Source organism: Chromobacterium sp. FG22, assembly GCF_057809415.1.
Map to the genome: position 1 here is coordinate 238590 of NZ_JBMDJX010000003.1, position 16285 is coordinate 254874.

12 protein-coding genes are annotated in these 16285 nt (G+C 67.9%); 8 read left to right on the forward strand and 4 right to left on the reverse strand.

Annotated elements, in window-relative coordinates; translation table 11 throughout:
- Nucleotides 1–52: 52 nt before the first annotated feature.
- Entirely contained in the window at nucleotides 53–3646 is a 3594-nt protein-coding gene (recB, locus tag ACODSD_RS04680) for an exodeoxyribonuclease V subunit beta (RefSeq protein ID WP_488876885.1), read from the reverse strand.
- Nucleotides 3647–3717: 71 nt separating this feature from the next.
- On the reverse strand, nucleotides 3718–4434 hold the full coding sequence (locus ACODSD_RS04685; protein ID WP_488876886.1) for an SDR family NAD(P)-dependent oxidoreductase: 717 nt from the start codon (nucleotides 4432–4434) through the stop codon (nucleotides 3718–3720).
- A gap of 136 nt (nucleotides 4435–4570) precedes the next feature.
- Between ACODSD_RS04685 and ACODSD_RS04690 the strand changes: the two genes are divergently transcribed.
- Nucleotides 4571–5266, forward strand: coding sequence for a S4 domain-containing protein (locus tag ACODSD_RS04690; protein WP_488876887.1), 696 nt, complete (start codon nucleotides 4571–4573; stop codon nucleotides 5264–5266).
- Here ACODSD_RS04690 and ACODSD_RS04695 read toward each other — a convergent pair.
- Together ACODSD_RS04695 and ACODSD_RS04700 are read right to left on the reverse strand one after the other, a co-directional pair.
- Nucleotides 5239–6405 (reverse strand): glycerate kinase, encoded by a 1167-nt coding sequence (locus ACODSD_RS04695; protein WP_488876888.1) that lies wholly within the window; start codon nucleotides 6403–6405, stop codon nucleotides 5239–5241. The two genes, ACODSD_RS04690 and ACODSD_RS04695, sit on opposite strands and share 28 nt — an antisense overlap.
- A gap of 37 nt (nucleotides 6406–6442) precedes the next feature.
- Entirely contained in the window at nucleotides 6443–7762 is a 1320-nt protein-coding gene (locus ACODSD_RS04700) for an MFS transporter (RefSeq protein ID WP_227105050.1), read from the reverse strand.
- Between the two features lie 184 nt (nucleotides 7763–7946).
- Here ACODSD_RS04700 and ACODSD_RS04705 point away from each other — a divergent pair, with 184 nt between their 5' ends.
- From ACODSD_RS04705 to ACODSD_RS04735, 7 genes are all read left to right on the forward strand, one after another.
- A complete protein-coding gene (locus tag ACODSD_RS04705; RefSeq protein ID WP_107800650.1) occupies nucleotides 7947–9083 on the forward strand; it encodes a sugar diacid recognition domain-containing protein in 1137 nt (378 codons plus the stop codon).
- Nucleotides 9084–9334: 251 nt separating this feature from the next.
- A complete protein-coding gene (locus ACODSD_RS04710) occupies nucleotides 9335–11899 on the forward strand; it encodes a hypothetical protein (RefSeq protein ID WP_488876889.1) in 2565 nt (854 codons plus the stop codon).
- 93 nt (nucleotides 11900–11992) lie between these two features.
- Nucleotides 11993–12226, forward strand: coding sequence for a DUF485 domain-containing protein (locus tag ACODSD_RS04715; protein WP_486635909.1), 234 nt, complete (start codon nucleotides 11993–11995; stop codon nucleotides 12224–12226).
- Nucleotides 12223–13725, forward strand: coding sequence for a sodium:solute symporter family transporter (locus tag ACODSD_RS04720; RefSeq protein ID WP_488876890.1), 1503 nt, complete (start codon nucleotides 12223–12225; stop codon nucleotides 13723–13725). The genes ACODSD_RS04715 and ACODSD_RS04720 overlap by 4 nt, the downstream gene beginning before the upstream one ends.
- A 5-nt stretch (nucleotides 13726–13730) precedes the next feature.
- Nucleotides 13731–14354 carry a glutathione S-transferase family protein gene (locus ACODSD_RS04725; protein ID WP_227105058.1) on the forward strand — a complete coding sequence of 208 codons (624 nt, stop codon included), beginning with the start codon at nucleotides 13731–13733 and terminating at the stop codon, nucleotides 14352–14354.
- 19 nt (nucleotides 14355–14373) lie between these two features.
- On the forward strand, nucleotides 14374–14889 hold the full coding sequence (locus ACODSD_RS04730; RefSeq protein ID WP_107800656.1) for a cupin domain-containing protein: 516 nt from the start codon (nucleotides 14374–14376) through the stop codon (nucleotides 14887–14889).
- 1 nt (nucleotide 14890) lies between these two features.
- The gene (locus tag ACODSD_RS04735) at nucleotides 14891–16273 is read left to right on the forward strand and encodes an FAD-binding oxidoreductase (RefSeq protein ID WP_488876891.1); all 1383 of its coding nucleotides are present in this window, start codon (nucleotides 14891–14893) and stop codon (nucleotides 16271–16273) included.
- The last annotated feature ends 12 nt before the right edge of the window (nucleotides 16274–16285 follow it).

Sequence of the window (16285 nt, forward strand, 5' to 3'; positions counted from 1 at the left end):
CTTCAGATAGTTCAGCTTAGTCCCATGACCGCGGCTTGCGCACTCCGCATTCCTACGCATGCCCGGCGAACCATTGGTCCAGCGCCTCCAGCAAGGCCGGCGCGGGCTGATCGCTCCAGATCCCGCAAGCGTCGGCGCCGACGCCGCGCAGATAGAGATAACGCACGCCGCCGAAGCGGGCGGCGAAGTCCACGCCTCGCGCGCTGAAATAGCGCCGCAGGGCCACGCAGTAAATCAGGTATTGCAGATAATAATGTTCTTGGGCGATGGACTCCGCCAGCCGCTCGGCGCGATAGTCTTCGCGCCGCCCGCCCAGGTGGTTGGATTTATAGTCCACCAGATAAATGCGCCCGTCGGACTCGAACACCAGGTCCATGAAACCCTTGAGAAAACCGCGCACGGTGGAAAAGTCCAGTTGCGCCGCCGCCGCGCGCAAGGGCGCGGCCAGGCCGTGTTCCGGCGCGGACAGGATGGCGGCCAGCTTAGCCACCTCCAGCCTGGGCGCCGGCAGCATGAACTCCATCTCCACCAGCCGCTTGCCGTCCGGCACCTCGGCCAGTCTCACCCCCGGATCCAGTTCCGCGTTCAGCGTGGCCGCCACCATCTCGCAGCCGGCGTCGGCCCACTCCGGCGCGAAGCCGTGCTTGGCCAAGGCCCGCTCCACCGCCTGCCGCAGGCCGGCGTCGTCCACGCCGAAGCTGATGGTTTCAAAAATCTCGTGCAGGCAGGTGCCAGCCTTGGCCCCGCGCGGAAAACCGAAACGATCCAGGGCCGGCGGCTCCGGCGCTTCCGCCGCCGCCGCGGGCTGCCCCGCGTCGTGGTCCGGGCTCTCCTGCCATTTGCCGGCCGCCTGCGCGTGGGTCAGCGAGGTGAAGCTGGCCACCCGCCACGGCGCGGCCAGCCGGCGCGTGAACGCTTGAGCCTGATAATCCCGCCCCGTTTCGCGCCGCGCGGCCAAGGCCGGCCGCGCGCCGTCCTCCTCCAGCACCGCGCAAGCGCCTGCCGCGGCGGCGTTGGCCGTCGCCGCGAACGCCTCCAGCTCCCGTCTGAGCACGGCGTCGTCCAGTTCCAGCGTTTCCAGCTCCGGCAAGGCGCGCGCGTCGCGGCCGTGCAGCAGCCAGCTCAGCGCCGCCGTCTCCATGCCGCGCACCCAGCCCCAGCACAGGTATTGGCGATATTGCGCCCGGGTCAGCGCCACGTAGAGCAGACGCAGTTTCTCCGCCAACAGTTCGCTGCGCGCAGCCAGTTTCACCTCGGCGTCGGCCGCGGCGTCCGGCGCCAGCCAGGATTGATCCTGAGCGTGGTAGCGCCAGAACGCGGCGTCGCGTCGCTCCAGCGCGCCGCCCCACAAAAAGGGGCAGAAGGCCACCGGGTATTGCAGGCCCTTGGCGGTGTGGATGGTGACGATTTTGACCAGGGCCGCGTCGCTCTCCAGCCGCAGCACCGCCTCCTCTCCGCCCGGCGGCTGCGCCACCCGCGTTTCCAGCCAGCCCAGCAGCGGCGCCATGCCCTGGCGCTGATCGCTCTCTTGCTGCAGCAGTTCGGCCAGATGAGACAGATTGGTCAGCCTGCGTTCGCCGTCCGGCATCGGCAGCAGGCGTTCGGCCACCCGTTCCCGTGCGAAGAAATGCCGCCAGGCGGCCATGAAGCCGCGCTCCCGCCATAGCAGGTGGTCGGCGGCGTTGGCCTGCAGCTGCGCTTCCCAGCGCGCCTCGTCCTCCACCCGGGCCAGCAACTCTCCGGCGTCGACCCCGGCCAGTTCGGTCACCAGCGCCGCGCGCAGCCGCGCCTCGCTGGCCGGCTCCGCCCAGGCGCGCAGCAAGGCCAGCATCTCGCCGGCCTCGCGGCTGGCGAACACGCTCTCCTGGGTCAGCGCCACGCTGGCCACGCCGCGTTCGGCCAAGGACTGGCGCACCCGGTCTCCCTGACGATGGGTGGACACCAGCACGGCGATGTCGCCGCCGGCCAAGGGCCGGCGCGCCTCGCCGGCGACGATGGCGGCGCGGTCGACCACGGCCAGCGCCAGCAGACGCGCGATCTCGTCGGCGCAGGCCTCGGCGGCCCCTTCGGCGGCGGCTTCTCCGCTGGCGGCCTTGCCCTCGGGCTCCGGTCTCAGCCATTGAAAGCAGAACGGCGGCCTGTCGTCGTCGATGTCCAGCCGCCCGCCGGAGGCCGGTTGCGCCGCCACCGGCTGATAGGCGATGCCCTCGATCAGAAACGGCAGTTCCCGCGCGAACAGCGCGTTGACGGTGCTGACCAGCGGAGCCTCGGAGCGGCGGTTGGTGTCCAGCGTGTAATGATGTTGCGCGTCGTTACGCGCCGCCAGGTAGGCGAAGATGTCGGCGCCGCGGAAACTGTAGATCGCCTGCTTCGGATCCCCCACCAGGAAGACCGGCCGCCGCTGCGCGACGAAGCAATGTCGGAAGATGGAATACTGAATGGGGTCCGTGTCCTGGAATTCGTCGATCAAGGCCACCTGGAAGCTGCGCGCCACGTGGGCCGCCAGCAGCGGACCGCTGATCGGGTCGGTCAACGCCGCGCCCAGATCGGTCAACAAGTCGTCGAAACTGCGGCTGCGCTCCCCCACGCGGCGCGCGCTCAATTGTTCATTGGTCCAGGCGATCAGCTCCAGCTTGAGTTGCGCCACCGACAGCGCCACCTCTTCCATATAAGCGTCCCAGGCCCCCAGCCAGGCCTCCGTCAAGGCGAACAAGGGGTGCTCCGGCGCGGCGTGGCCTTTCTTCATGCCCTTGGCCAGCGAGGCCGGCAGCAGCTTGTCCAGCTGGCGACGGCTCTCCTTGTCCAGCACCGGGGTGGTCTCCGGTGTGGCCAGCAGGCCGTCCAGGGCGCCGATGGCGCGTTCGATAATGGCCGGGCTGTAGCTGCGCGCGTTGAAGCCGACGGCGGCGCGCAGCAGATCGGCGGCCTCCGCCGCGCCTTCCGGCCGCGCCGCCAGCGCCCGCCAGCCCCGCTCCACCGCGAGCAAGGCGCGCTCCAGGCCGGCCACGTGCGGCGCTCGCATACGCAGATAGGGCTTGGACAGATAGGGCCGGATGTCCGCCAGCCAGCCGTCCGGCGTTTCGCCGTTGTCCACCAGCACTTGGGCGAGCAAGGGATCGTCCACCACCCGCCTCCGCCAGAAGTCGTCGACGATCTCGATCAAGCGCTCCTCGTCGTCGCTGACCAGTTCGGCTTCGAAGGTCTGGCTGCTTTCAAAGGCGGCGTCGGTCAGCACCCGCTGGCAGAAGCCGTGGATGGTGTAGATGGCGGCGGCGTCGAAGCCGGTGATCGCGGCCTTGAGCCGCTGCGAGGCCTGCTCCCGCGCCGCACCGGGCGGAAAACGCGCCGCCAGCGCCGACAGAAAGGGATCGCCGCCGGCCTCGCCTTCTCCGGCCAGCGTCTGCGCCAGCTCGCTCAAGCGCCGGCGCAGCCGTTCGCGCAGCTCCGCGGTGGCGGCCTTGGTATAGGTCACCACCAGCACTTGATCGACGGTGGGCGGCGGCTGGCCGTCGCGCTCTTCCAGCAATAGCCGGGCGAACAGGGCCGCAATGGTCCAGGTTTTGCCGGTACCGGCCGAGGCTTCGATCAGGTTGATGCCGCTCAGCGGGCAGTTCAGCGCGTCCAGCGCTTGGGGAAGCAGGCTCATGATGGCGACACTTTAATGCGATTCGGCCATTTAAACGACCCGTCATCGGGGCCAGCGTCGCTTGTCCGCATTCAGAAGCGCTCGTCCAGGATAGCGGGCAGGACGATTTCCCGCGCAAAGGAGGCGTCGGACAAATTCAGCAAGGCGCGCGTCAGACTCACCACGTCGTGCAGCGGGATCAGCTGGCCGGCGCCGCGCTCGGCGGCGTGTTCGCGGGGCACGGACAAATCGTCCTCCGTATTGAGGTAGCCCAATTGCAGGCAGGTCACGGCCAGGCGCTGCGCGCGGTACTCCTCCCGCAGCGCGTCGGCCATGCCGCTCAAGGCGAACTTGCTGGCGGCGAAAGCCACTTCGGGACGGCCGCTGCGCGGCAGGCCCGAAGTCGACCCCGTCAGGATGAGCTGCGGCTTGGCTGCGCCCGACATCCGCGGCAGCAGATGTTTGAGCAGCAGAATCGTCGAAGCGATATTGACCTGGACCACTTCCATCAGCTCCAGATCCGAACAGCGGGAAAACGCATAGGAGGACTCAAACGCCTCCCGCTCCCAGATCCCCACATTGCACATCACCACGTCCAGCCGTTCCGGCAGCGCGCTCATCACTTGCTCCACGGCCAGCACCGGCTTGGACAAATCGGCCTCTATCCAGTCCAGCGCAACGCCGGCCGGCGGCTTCAGGTCTTCCGGCCTGCGCCTGGAAACGCCGATCACGCGGTCGCCCTCCCGCCCCAATCCTTCCACAAAAGCCTTGCCAAGGCCCCGGCTCGCTCCAATGATCAGTATATTCACGGCGTCTCCAAAATGAATCTGCGCGGCGGTTCCGCGGCAGTGACAGACGAGAAGGATACCTGATTCGTCAAATTTGTCGGCCACGCCGGCAAAGGGGATAATCGCCGCCCGAACCCCGCATTCAAGGCCTGACACAATGAGCGACACCGCAATCCGACTTTCAAAACGCATGGTGGAACTGGGCCTGTGCACGCGGCGCGAAGCCGACGCCTGCATCGAGCAGGGTCTGGTGAAAGTGGACGGCCAGATCGTCACCGCGCTGGGCAGCCGGGTGGAGCCGCAGCAGCGCGTCGAACTCCTGGGCCGGCCCGACGCGCAGCGCGACGCGGCGGTCACCCTGCTGCTGCACAAGCCGGCCGGCGCCGAGCCGCTGTCCCTGCTGGGCCCGGACAGCCAGATGCCGGGCGACGTCAGCGGGCTGAGCTGGCTGCCGCGCCATCGCCAGCATCTGCAAGGTGTCGGCGCCGTCGCCGACCGCGCCCACGGCCTGGTGGCGCTGACCCAGGACCGCAAGCTGGCGCAGCGGCTGGCCGATTGCCAGCTGGAATTCCTGATCAATGTCGACGCCGCGCCCGCCGCCGCCGAACTGCAACAAAGACAGAGCGGCCTGCGCCCCGGCGGCAAGCCGCCGCGCGAACTCAAAGTCTCGCGCCAGAGCGACCGACAACTGCGCCTGGTGCTCGCGGCGCGCGACGCGCGCTGGCTGGACGATATCTGCGCCGGCCTGGGCGTCAGCCCGCTGGCGCTGCGCTGCATCCGCATCGGCCGGCTGGCGATAGGCCAGTTGGCGGCCGGGCAGTGGCGTTATGTGCCGGACTTCGAGCGTTTCTGAGAACCTAGCTTCATGCCCAGCGCCAGCGCCGCCGCCGCGTTGCGCGCGGCGCGGCTGACATTGTCCGCGGCCTCGGCCAAGGCCTGTTCCTGGCTGCACGGCCGGCTGACCGCGGCGAACACCGCGTCCAGCCCGTGCGCGTGGATCAGCTCGCTGCCCGCGCCCAGACAACCGCCTATCGCCAGCACCGGCACCCCATGACGCCGAGCGACGCGGGCGACGCCTATCGGCGTCTTGCCTTGCACGCTCTGGCTATCGATGCGGCCTTCGCCGGTCACCGCCAGATCGGCGTCGGCCAACGCCGCGTCCAGGCCGACGGCCTCGGCGACGATGGCGCTGCCGGAACGCAGCCGGCCGCCCAGGCAGGCCAGCAGCGCGGCGCCCATGCCGCCGGCCGCGCCGGCCCCGGCCGCCTCGGTCGCGGCCACGCCCGACTCGCCCTCCATCAAGACCGCGAAATGCGCCAAAGCCGCATCCAGCGCCGCCACCATCGCCGGCGTCGCGCCCTTCTGCGGCCCAAACACCGCCGACGCGCCGCGCGGGCCGGTCAGGGGGTTGTCCACGTCGCAGGCCACGTCGATGCGGCAGGCCGCCAGCCGCGGGTCCAGTCCGGACAGATCCAGCCGCGCCAGGCTCGCCAAGGCCGCGCCGCCGGCCGGCAGCTCGCCTCCGTCCGCGTCCAGCAGCCTGGCGCCCAGCGCCTGCAACATGCCGGCGCCGCCGTCGTTGGTGGCGCTGCCGCCTATGCCCAGCACAAAGCGGCGCGCGCCGGCGTCCAGCGCGTCGCGGATCAGATCTCCGGTGCCGTGGCTGCCGGTCAGCAAGGGGTTGCGCCGTTCCGGCGGCAATAAGGCCAGGCCGCTGGCGGCGGCCATTTCTATCACCGCCACGCCGTCCGCGGTCAGCCCGTAGCGCGCGGACAAGGTCTCGCCCAGCGGGCCTCGCGCCGACGCCTCGCGCCACTGGCCGCCCAGGGCGTCCAGCATCGCCTGCACCGTGCCCTCGCCGCCGTCCGCCATCGGCAGCTTGTGGTAGCGGGCGGCGGGAAACACTTGGCGGAAGCCGTCCTCTATCGCCTGGGCCACCTGCAGCGCGCTCAGGCTTTCCTTGTAGGAGTCCGGGGCAATCACGATTTTCATGCGGTTTTCAATCACAAGAGACGACGATGGCAAGATATTAGCGATTGACCAGCCGCGGCGGAATCCGCAGCACCAGCAGCGCGCCGGCCAGCATCACGCCGGACAGAATGTACAGCGCCGGATCCGTGCTGTGAGTCAGGTCCTTGATCCAGCCCACCAGGAAGGGGCTGACGAAGCCGGCCACCTGGCCCAGCGAATTGATCAAGGCCAGCCCGCCGGCGGCGGCCGCGCTGCCGAGAAAGGCGGTGGGCAGCGGCCAGAACATGGACAGGCCGGCCAGCGCGCCCATGGTGGCCAGGCTCAGGCCCAGCATGGACAGCCAGACCGCGCCGCCGCTATTGGCCGCCATCAGCAAGCCCAGCACGCCCATCAGCAGCGGCAGCACCACGTGCCAGCGGCGTTCTCCGCGCCGGTCGCCGGAACGGCCGACCCAGACCATGAAGAAGCAGGCGGCCAGATAAGGCAGCGCGCTGAGCCAGCCGATGACGCCGGCGCTCTGGAAACCCAGGCCCTTGATGATGGACGGCAGCCAGAAGTTGATCGCGTACACCCCCATCTGGATGGCGAAATAGATCGCGCCCAACATCCACACATTGACGTTGCGCAGCACGCTGGCGAAGGACTGCTCCACCGGCCGCTGCGCCGAGCGCCGCGCCTCGTCGTCGATCAGCGCCTGCCGCATCGCCGCTTTCTCTTCCGCGCTCAGCCAGCGCGCCTCGGCGATACCGTCGTTCAGATAGAAATACACGCCCAGGCCCAGCAACACCGTGGGCAGGCCTTGCAGCAGGAACAGCCACTGCCAGCCGGCCAGGCCGCCTTGGCCGGCGGCGAAATGCTGCAGCATCCAGCCGGACAGCGGCCCGCCCAACACGCCGGACACCGGGATGGCCGACATGAACAGCGCCATCACCTGGCCGCGCTTGTCGGCCGGAAACCAGCGGGTGAAGTACAGCACGATGCCGGGAAAGAAGCCGGCCTCGGCCACGCCGGTGAAAAAGCGCAGCGTGTAGAAGGACTGCGGCGTGGACACGAACATCAGACAAGCGGACAAGGTGCCCCACACCAGCATCAGCAAGGCGATCCAGCGCCGCGCGCCCACCTTGTGCAGCATCAGATTGCTGGGCACGCCGCACAGCACATAGCCGATGAAGAAAATGCCGGCGCCCAGGCCGTAGACGGTTTCGCTCAAGCCCAGCGCGTCCAGCATCTCCAGCTTGGCGAAGCCGACGTTGACGCGGTCCAGGTAGTTGAACAGATAACAAACGAAAATGAAGGGAATCAGCCGCCAAACGGCTTTCTTGTAAGCGCCGGCCAGAATGTCCTGCCGCGGCGCGCTCAGGGTATCGCTAGGGTTCACATCCATCTCCTCTGCGCGCGGGGGCTCTCCCTCCGGCGCGTCTCCTTGGTTCTGATGAATATTGTTTTTGTATCGCGTCGCTCATTCTGGTCAGCGCCAACGGAAAATACTTCGTGCAGACGTCTGGTTTATGCGCGGGAATTGCCGGAATATATTATGCAAACGCACAAACCCTGGACGCGCCATGCCCATTCTGACCGCCGAACTCGCGCAGGACATCGTCAGCCGCACCATGCGCATCATTCCGTTCAACGTGAACGTGATGGACGCCCAAGGCGCGATTCTGGGCAGCGGCGACGCAGGCCGGCTGGGGCAGTTGCACGACGGCGCGCTGCTGGCGCTGGCGCAACGACGCACGGTGGAGATAGACGAGGCCACCGCCGGCAAGCTGCACGGCTCCCGTCCCGGCATCAATCTGCCCTTGCACGTGAACGGCCGCATCGCGGGCGTGGTCGGCCTGACCGGCCAGCCGGAGCAGGTTCGCCAGTTCGGCGAACTGGTGCGGCTGACCGCCGAGATGATTCTGGAGCAGGCGCAATTGCAGCGGGCGCTGCAACACGACGCGCGCCAACGCGAAGCCTTTGTGCTGGAATGGATACGCGGCGAGCCCGGCGCGGCGCTGGACGCCTGGGCGCAGCGCCTGGGGCTGCGCTTGGAACAGCATCATGTGGCGCTGAGCCTGCAACTGGACGAAGAGGGCTTGGCCGCCGATCAGGCCCAGGCGGCGCTGCAACAGCTGCAATCGGCGCTGGCGGCGCGCTGGCCGCGCTTGCTGAGCGCGGCCACCGGCCCTTACGAGCTGGTGCTGGTGGAGGCTTGCGAGGAGGAAGGCGAAGCCGAGCGCGAAGCGCTGCTGCAACGCCGGCTGCGCGCGCTGGCCGCCTGGCTGGAAGAAACGGCGGCGCCCGGCTTCCGCCTGGGCATGGGCATTGCGCTGCCGGGGCGGGACGGCGCGGCCCAATCCTGTCTCAGCGCCCGCGCCGCCGCGCGCATCGGCCGGCAACGGCAGCCCAAGCGGCGGGCGCACAGCTATTACGAACTGGCGCTGCCGGTGCTGCTGTCCGGCCTGGATCACGGCTGGCAGGCCCAGCAATTGCGGCAGCCGCTGCAAAGGCTGGAACAGGCCGGCAAAAGCGGACTGCGCCGCACCGCCGAGGCCTGGTTCGCCCACCAGTCCCACCCCGGCGCCACCGCGCGGGCGCTGCACATCCACCGCAACACGCTGGACTACCGGCTGGGCCGCATCGCCGACATCACCGGACTGGACCTGCAGCGTCACGAGGACCGTTTCCGGCTCTACGTCGCGCTGCTGCTGGGGTGACACTCGCTCGTCGACGGCCTCGGCCTCGGGCTACCGGCCGATGCGCTTGAGCCGCGCCGGCTTGGCCCCCTGCTGCGCCAGCGCGATTTCCAGCAAGGTCTCCAGATGCTTATGCGCAGTCCATGACTGCTGCAACGAAACAAGACCAAGACGGCGTATGGACACTTTTTGAGAGGCAGGCTCCAAGCCTGTCTCTAGTATTGCCCCCTGTCGCGATGCCCGAGATCGCCCTCACCGCACAGGACCGCCATATGCCTTCCATTCCCTTCTTCTCAAGTCGCCCCTCCCAGCAGCCTAGCCCGATTGAAGCGCAACTGCTCGCCAACGCAAAAACCCCGGCAGAACGCCGTGAAACGGAAAATCTGTTTGCTCAGGTGAAACAAATACGCAATGCACCCGATTCGTCGGCATCCACGCTTTCGCCCCCCGCCTTTCCCCTCACCTTGAAAAACGTTCTGCTGAGCGGCCTGTATGTCCAGGCCGGGGTCCAACCCCTTCTCAACCGCGAATCGCCATTGCTTCCAGCGTCCTCCGCGCCATCCGCCCTCCCCTCGGCGCTGGTCCAGGCCCACAGCCAGCCCTCTTCCCGCTCCGCGCCTCCACCGCCGGAAACGCCCCTGCTCCGCCAAGCGCGCCACGTCGTTCCCAAACCCAAGACCACGACCACGACCGCTGCGCCTGACGACGTCAAGATCGTTAAGATGTTTGATTTTTCCTGCATGAACGAAGGCGAGAATCTGTCCTTCGCCCAAGTGCTGCGCCAAATCGGCAAAACCTTGCGCAACCCCATCACCGCACTGGCCACGGAAAGCAAGCATGTCGACAGCTGGAGACAGGGCCGCGGCTGCGCCACGTCCGAGGAGATCTCGGCCATCACCGACATCACCGAGAAAGTCGATGCCATCACCTCGCAAGTCCTGACGCTGCTGCCAGGCAGCCAGCCCTTGGCCATCGCGCAATACATCGTCGGCCCTCTGCTGGAGCATGCAGCCAATGATCTGGAAGGCAAACCCACCTCGCGGGAAGAAGAACTCAACCTGTTGCAGCAAGTGACCCAACAAGCCCGCTTCAGCATTGATGGGATGAGCCATGCCGAGCGGCAGCGCTTGCAAACCGCGCCCCAGCCTGGCGGCAAGGCTTCAGGAATAGACCTGCCGGCATTCCATCTCAAAAACGGTCGTAACCACATCAAACTCAAAGCCAACGGCAAACACCATGACGTCGCCTTGTTGGAGAAGGATGGCCGCAGCTTTGCGCAAATCCCGGCCAAGCAGCAGGGAAAGTTCGCTAACCGCGAAGTCTATTTCAACCATCTCGCACAGGAATGGCGCTTGCTGGGCGATGGCAAATTCCGGCACTTCAGCAAGCAGGAACAATTGGCCGCCCATAAACTGGCGCTGGGTCCGCATCACTTGCATCGCTCCAGCAGCGCGAACACGCCTCATGTCTACAGCGTTCACAATTCCTTCACTGCGCAACCGGCACGGCTTGAAGCCATCGAGCTGTTTGGCCGCCTGGTGCCTTACCGTCATGAACTCGCCACCGGCAAGGAATACATCTACGATGCCCGCCGGCCTGACGCCGCGCCCCTGGAAGTGGAAAATCGTCTGGGCGAATGGCATATCAAGCACGGGCTCACGCGACAGGCCACTCCCGAACTGCGCGCGGCCATCACCAAGCACGACATCGCGCCGCTGGCCCTGGACGAGCGCCAGCTTTCCACGCCCAATCACTTCGGCATCCAGCGCACCGGCGATGGCCAATACGTCCTGGCCATCGACCAGCAGTACTACCCCGTTCAACGGCACGGCAAGCAAGTGCAGCTTGGGGACGCCCGCAATCTGCAGATCGAGCTGAGCGCCCACGGCAAGCGCGTCGAGGTGGAATTGGCCAAACCAGCCAGCCGGGACAATCCCGCGTTCAAACTGGTTGACATGCCTATCATCGGCAAGCCGCTGAAAATCCGCGCCGCGCGCAAGGCCATAGGCAAGGCGCTGCCGGTTGCGCAAACCAAAATCGCCAATGCGATCCAGGCCTTGAACCGCTCCGACCTTCGCCCCCAAGTCCAGTTGGCGGAGGAGGCCTATTTCGGCAAAACCTTCCATCAGGACCCGAAACGCTTGGCGCAGCTGGGCAAATATCTGGACCAGATCCAGAGCGATCTGGCGCGCATCGATACCGCCAACTTCAATTTCGACAGCCGGGTCGGCTCTCCCACCACGGTGGCGGAACTCTCCAGGGAGCAATACCAGATGCTGGGCCGCAAGCCCAAATCAAAAATCATCAATGTTGGCCGCGATGGCTTCTACGCCTATTACGAACGGATGGGCAAAAACCCGAGCGCGGTCGCCGATGTACTGATCCACGAGCTGTCGCATGGCGGCCCCAACACGCTGGACTTCGCTTATGTCGGTACGCAAAAGCAGGCCCGCGTCGGCGATGTCGATGTATTCGAACTGATCAACCTCGCCAATAAGCATATCGAGAAGGATAGCCGCTACGGCGGCGCCGACCTGCCGCAGATCGATAACATCAACATTGCGTTCAAAGGGCTCAAGAACGCCGACTCCATCGCCCAGTTCGTCTCCTTCCTGGGCAAGGCGGACAGCGACCCTGCCGGTTTCGAGCGCGACTACCAAACGCTGAAGGCCGCCGCCAACCGCTCTGACCATTTTCAGCAACGCCTGCCGGAAGGCGTGCCGGTAAGCCGCAACCGCCGCTCCATTGAGACCCCGGTCCCATCACTGCCGCCGTTGCTGTTGCTAGTGGAACGACAAAGCGGCCGTTATCACTTGTATCGTCCGCTCGCAGGCTGATTCACCTGGCCCGCCGCCGGGCAGGGTCCGATCTCCCTGCCCGGCCCGCCGATGCGCTAAACTGTTCGGTTTAGACTTCTTGCGTAATCCCTCATGGGCCAGCCCACTGCCACTCCCCCCCTCTCCCGCCGGCTGGCCTGGATCGCCGCCGCCGGCTGCCTTGGCTACTATCTGCTGCTGGCGCTGCGTCCGGCCTGGCTGGAAGCCAAACTCGCCGGCTGGCCGGCGTCCGTTCTGCTGGCGCTGGCCATGTTCCTGCTGTTCTTCCTGCTGGCCGCCGGCTACGCGCTGGCCGCCGGCCGCGCCGACGACTCGGAGCGCGCATGAACCACGCGTCCGCCTTTTTCCTATTGTTCGTGCTGCTGACCCTGGCCATCACCGCCGCCGCCGCGCGGCGCACCGCCTCGGCCGGCGATTTCTACACCGCCGGCGGCCGCATCCGCGGCTGGCAGAACGGGCTGGCGCTGGCCGGCGACTACCTGTCCGCGGCGGCCTTCCTCGGCGCCGCCGGCCTGTATCTGTCCCAGGGCTACGACTCCCTGGCCTACGCCGTCGGCACCCTGGCCGGCTGGCCGCTCTTGCTGCTGCTGTTGGCGGAAAAGCTGCGCGGCAGCGGCTGCTACACCGCCGCCGCGGTGCTGGGCCGGCGCTTCGACCACGACGGGGTGCGGCTGGCCGCCAGCGTCAACTCGCTGACGGTGACGCTGTTCTACCTGATCGTGCAGATGGTGGGCGCCGGCAAGCTGATCGAGCTGCTGTTCGGCCTGCCCTATCTGGCCGCGGTGAGCCTGGTGGGCGCGCTGATGGTGCTCTACGTGGCGCTGGGCGGGATGTTGGCCACCACTTGGGTGCAGATGGTCAAGGCGGTGCTGATGTTCGGCTGCGCGCTGTTGCTGGCCGGCGGCGTGCTGGGGCGCTTCGGCGGCGATCCTGCGCGGCTGTTCGCCGCCGTGGAGGCCTTGCGCGGGCCGCAGGCCTTCCTGCCCAGCCCGGCGCTGAGCGATCCGCTGGAAGTGCTGTCGCTGGGCCTGGGCCTTTGCCTGGGCCTGCTGGGCCTGCCCCATGTGCTGATGCGCTTCTTCACCGTGCCTGACCGCCGCGCCGCGCGCCAGTCCGCCTGCTTCGCCACCGGCCTGATCGCGCTGTTCTTCGCCGTCAACATCGTCATCGGCTACGGCGCGCTGGCGCTGGTGGGGCCGGAGCCAAGCTTCCACGACGCCGCCGGCAAACTGCTGGGCGGCGGCAATATGGCCGCCATCCACCTGGCCACCTTGCTGGGCGGGCCGGCCTGGCAGGGCCTGGTGGCGGCGGTGGCCTTCGCCACCATCCTGGCGGTGGTGTCCGGCCTGGCCATGGCCGGCGCCAGCGCCATCAGTCACGATCTCTACGCGGTCTGGTGGCGGCGCGGCCGCGTCGACGCCCACGCCGAATTGCGGGTGTCGCGCTGGGCCACCGTCGGCCTGGGCCTGCTGGCCCTGCTGTTGTCCACGCTGTTCCAGCAGCAGAACATCGCCTTCCTGATGGGCCTGGCCTTCGCCATCGCCGCCTCGGCCAATTTTCCGGTGCTGTTGCTGGCCCTGCACTGGCCCGGCCTCAGCGCGCGCGGCGCGCTGTGGGGCAGCCTGGGCGGGCTGGCCGCGGCGGCGGCGCTGATCGTGGCCGGCCCGGCGGTATGGGTGGGCGCGCTGGGCCACGCCAAGCCGCTGTTTCCCTACGCCAACCCGGCGCTGTTCTCTGTGCCGCTGGCCTTTGCGCTGGCTTGGCTGGGTTCGCGCCGCGGCGCAACGGCGGTATCATCGGCTAGCGATACTTCTCACCGACCCTGACACTCATGACCACACTGACTCTTTACGGCAACCGACTGTCCGGCCACAGCTACAAGGTGCGCCTGGCGCTGATGCTGGCCGATGTTTCCCATGATTACGTCCATGTGGACCTGGAGCTGCCGCGCGAACAGCGGCCGGAGGATTTCCGCGCCGCCAGCCGTTTCGGCGAAGTGCCGGTGCTGGTGGCCGACGGCACCGCGCTGTGCCAGTCCAACGCCATCCTGCAATGGCTGGCCAATAATTTCGGCCAGCTCAGCGGCGAGCACGGCAGCCGCGAGACCGTGCGCGAATGGCTGAGTTGGGAAGCCAACCGCGTCGGCCTGTCGGTGCCCAATCTGCGCTGGTCGCGGATGAACCGGCTGCCTCAGCCGGAGGTGGAAGCCTGGCTGGAGCAACGCGCGCGCGCCGATCTGGACGCCCTGGACGCCGCCCTGGCCGAACAGCCCTATCTGGCCGGCCAGCGGCTGAGCATCGCCGACCTGTCCGCCAGCGCCTATCTGTGGTGGCTGGCCGACGCCGGCCTGGATATCGCCGCTTGGCCTCAAGTCCGGGCCTGGCTGGAACGCATCGCCCAGCAGCCGGGCTGGCAGCACCCCGATGTGCTGATGGCGCCGGACATTCCCGACTAAGCCCCCACGGAGCCCCGCCATGTCGTCCCGTCCCGATTGCATCCGACACTGGAGCGAGCTGATCGAAGCCCGCTCGCAAAGCTATCCCGACAGCCGGGAGCCGCTGGCGCGCGGCGCGGCGCTGGGCAAGCATTACGGCTTCGCCCGCCTCGGCATCCATCACGAACTGCTGGAGCCGGGCCAACGCACCAGCTGGCCGCACGCGGAAAAAACCGAGGACGAATTCGTCCACGTGCTGGAGGGCGAGCCCGACGTCTGGCTGGACGGCGCGCTGCACCGGCTGCGGCCCGGCGACTCGGTCGGCTTCAAGGCCGGCACCGGCCTCGCCCACACCTTCATCAACAATAGCGATAAGCCGGTGCGCCTGCTCTGCGTCGGCGACGTCAACCGCGACGACAATCAGGTGCACTACCCGCTGCACCCGGCGCGCAACGCCGCCATCGGCCCGCAGCACTGGAGCGACGCGCCCGAGCGCCCGCAGGGCGATCACGACGGCCTGCCCGATCTGCTGCGCGCGGCCGGAGGCCCTTTCTGACATGCACGATTTTCTCCAAGCCGCCGCGTCCCTGATCGGCCCCGCCCATCTGCTGACCGAAGCCGCCGACACCGCGCCCTACACGCTGGACTGGCGCCGCCGCTACCAGGGCCGCCCGCTGGCGGTGGCCTTGCCCGGCAGCACCGCCGAGGTGGCCGAGCTGGTCAAGCTCTGCCGCCGCCATCAGGTGGCCATCGTGCCGCAGGGCGGCAACACCTCCACCTGCGGCGCGGCCACGCCGGACGCCAGCGGCCGCCAACTGGTGGTGGCGATGCGGCGGCTGCGCGCCGTGCGCAAGCTGGACTCGGACAACAACGCCGTCACCGTGGAGGCAGGCGCCACGCTGCGCGAGGTGCAGCTGGCGGCGGAACAGGCCGGACGGCTGTTTCCGCTGTCGCTGGCCTCGGAAGGCAGCTGTCAGATCGGCGGCAATCTGTCCACCAACGCCGGCGGCGTCGCGGTGCTGCGCTACGGCACCATGCGCGAACTGACGCTGGGCCTGGAAGTGGTGCTGCCGGACGGCCGGGTGCTGGACGCGCTGGCCGGCCTGCGCAAGGACACCACCGGCCTGGACCTCAAGCAATGGTTCATCGGCGCCGAGGGACAGCTGGGCCTGATCACCGCCGCCACGCTGAAGCTGTTTCCGCTGCCCAGCGCCCGCGCCACCGCGCTGATCGGCGTGGACGACATCGAAACCGCCATCGTCTGGCTCAACGGCCTGCGCCAACGCTTCGACGACCGCCTCACAGCCTTCGAGGTGATCGAGGCCGACTGCCAACAGGCAATCGAACGCCACCGCCCCGGCCAATTGCCGTTCACCGCGCCGTGGCTGCTCTTGATCGAGCTGTCCGACGGCGGCGACGACGCCGCGCTGAACGAGGCGCTGCTGGACTGGCTGGCCGGGCAAACCCCGCGCGACGGCGTGGTGGCGCAAAGCGAGGCCGAGCGCCGCAAGCTGTGGCTGCTGCGCGAGGAGATTTCGGAAATCCAGAAACAGGACGGCCCCAGCATCAAGCACGACATCGCCGTGCCCACCTCGGCGCTGCCGCAATTGGTGCGCGACTGCGGCGCCGCGCTGCGCCGCGCTTATCCCGGCGTGCGCATCGTCGCCTTCGGCCACGCCGGCGACGGCAATCTGCACTACAACATCAGCTATACCCGGCCCGGCAACGTCGATCTGTTCGACGACGAGGCGGCGGTCAACGCCATCGTCTACGACCACGTCTACCGCCTGGGCGGCACGCTGGCGGCCGAACACGGCATAGGCCAGCTCAAGCCCCAGTGGCTGGAGCGCTACAAGGACCCGCTGGCGCTGGAGCTGATGCGCGCGCTCAAGGCCGCGCTGGACCCGGAGCGGCTGATGAATCCGGGCAAGTGGCTGTGATGGATTGCCCCG

What these genes read in the sequence shown, in the direction of transcription:
- recB (WP_488876885.1), bottom strand. Translation starts at nt 3,646, where the DNA reads ATGAGCCTGCTTCCCCAAGCGCTGGACGCGCTGAACTGCCCGCTGAGC.
- ACODSD_RS04690 (WP_488876887.1), top strand. Translation starts at nt 4,571, where the DNA reads ATGAGCGACACCGCAATCCGACTTTCAAAACGCATGGTGGAACTGGGC.
- ACODSD_RS04695 (WP_488876888.1), bottom strand. Translation starts at nt 6,405, where the DNA reads ATGAAAATCGTGATTGCCCCGGACTCCTACAAGGAAAGCCTGAGCGCG.
- ACODSD_RS04705 (WP_107800650.1), top strand. Translation starts at nt 7,947, where the DNA reads ATGCCCATTCTGACCGCCGAACTCGCGCAGGACATCGTCAGCCGCACC.
- ACODSD_RS04710 (WP_488876889.1), top strand. Translation starts at nt 9,335, where the DNA reads ATGCCTTCCATTCCCTTCTTCTCAAGTCGCCCCTCCCAGCAGCCTAGC.
- ACODSD_RS04715 (WP_486635909.1), top strand. Translation starts at nt 11,993, where the DNA reads ATGGGCCAGCCCACTGCCACTCCCCCCCTCTCCCGCCGGCTGGCCTGG.
- ACODSD_RS04720 (WP_488876890.1), top strand. Translation starts at nt 12,223, where the DNA reads ATGAACCACGCGTCCGCCTTTTTCCTATTGTTCGTGCTGCTGACCCTG.
- ACODSD_RS04725 (WP_227105058.1), top strand. Translation starts at nt 13,731, where the DNA reads ATGACCACACTGACTCTTTACGGCAACCGACTGTCCGGCCACAGCTAC.
- ACODSD_RS04730 (WP_107800656.1), top strand. Translation starts at nt 14,374, where the DNA reads ATGTCGTCCCGTCCCGATTGCATCCGACACTGGAGCGAGCTGATCGAA.
- ACODSD_RS04735 (WP_488876891.1), top strand. Translation starts at nt 14,891, where the DNA reads ATGCACGATTTTCTCCAAGCCGCCGCGTCCCTGATCGGCCCCGCCCAT.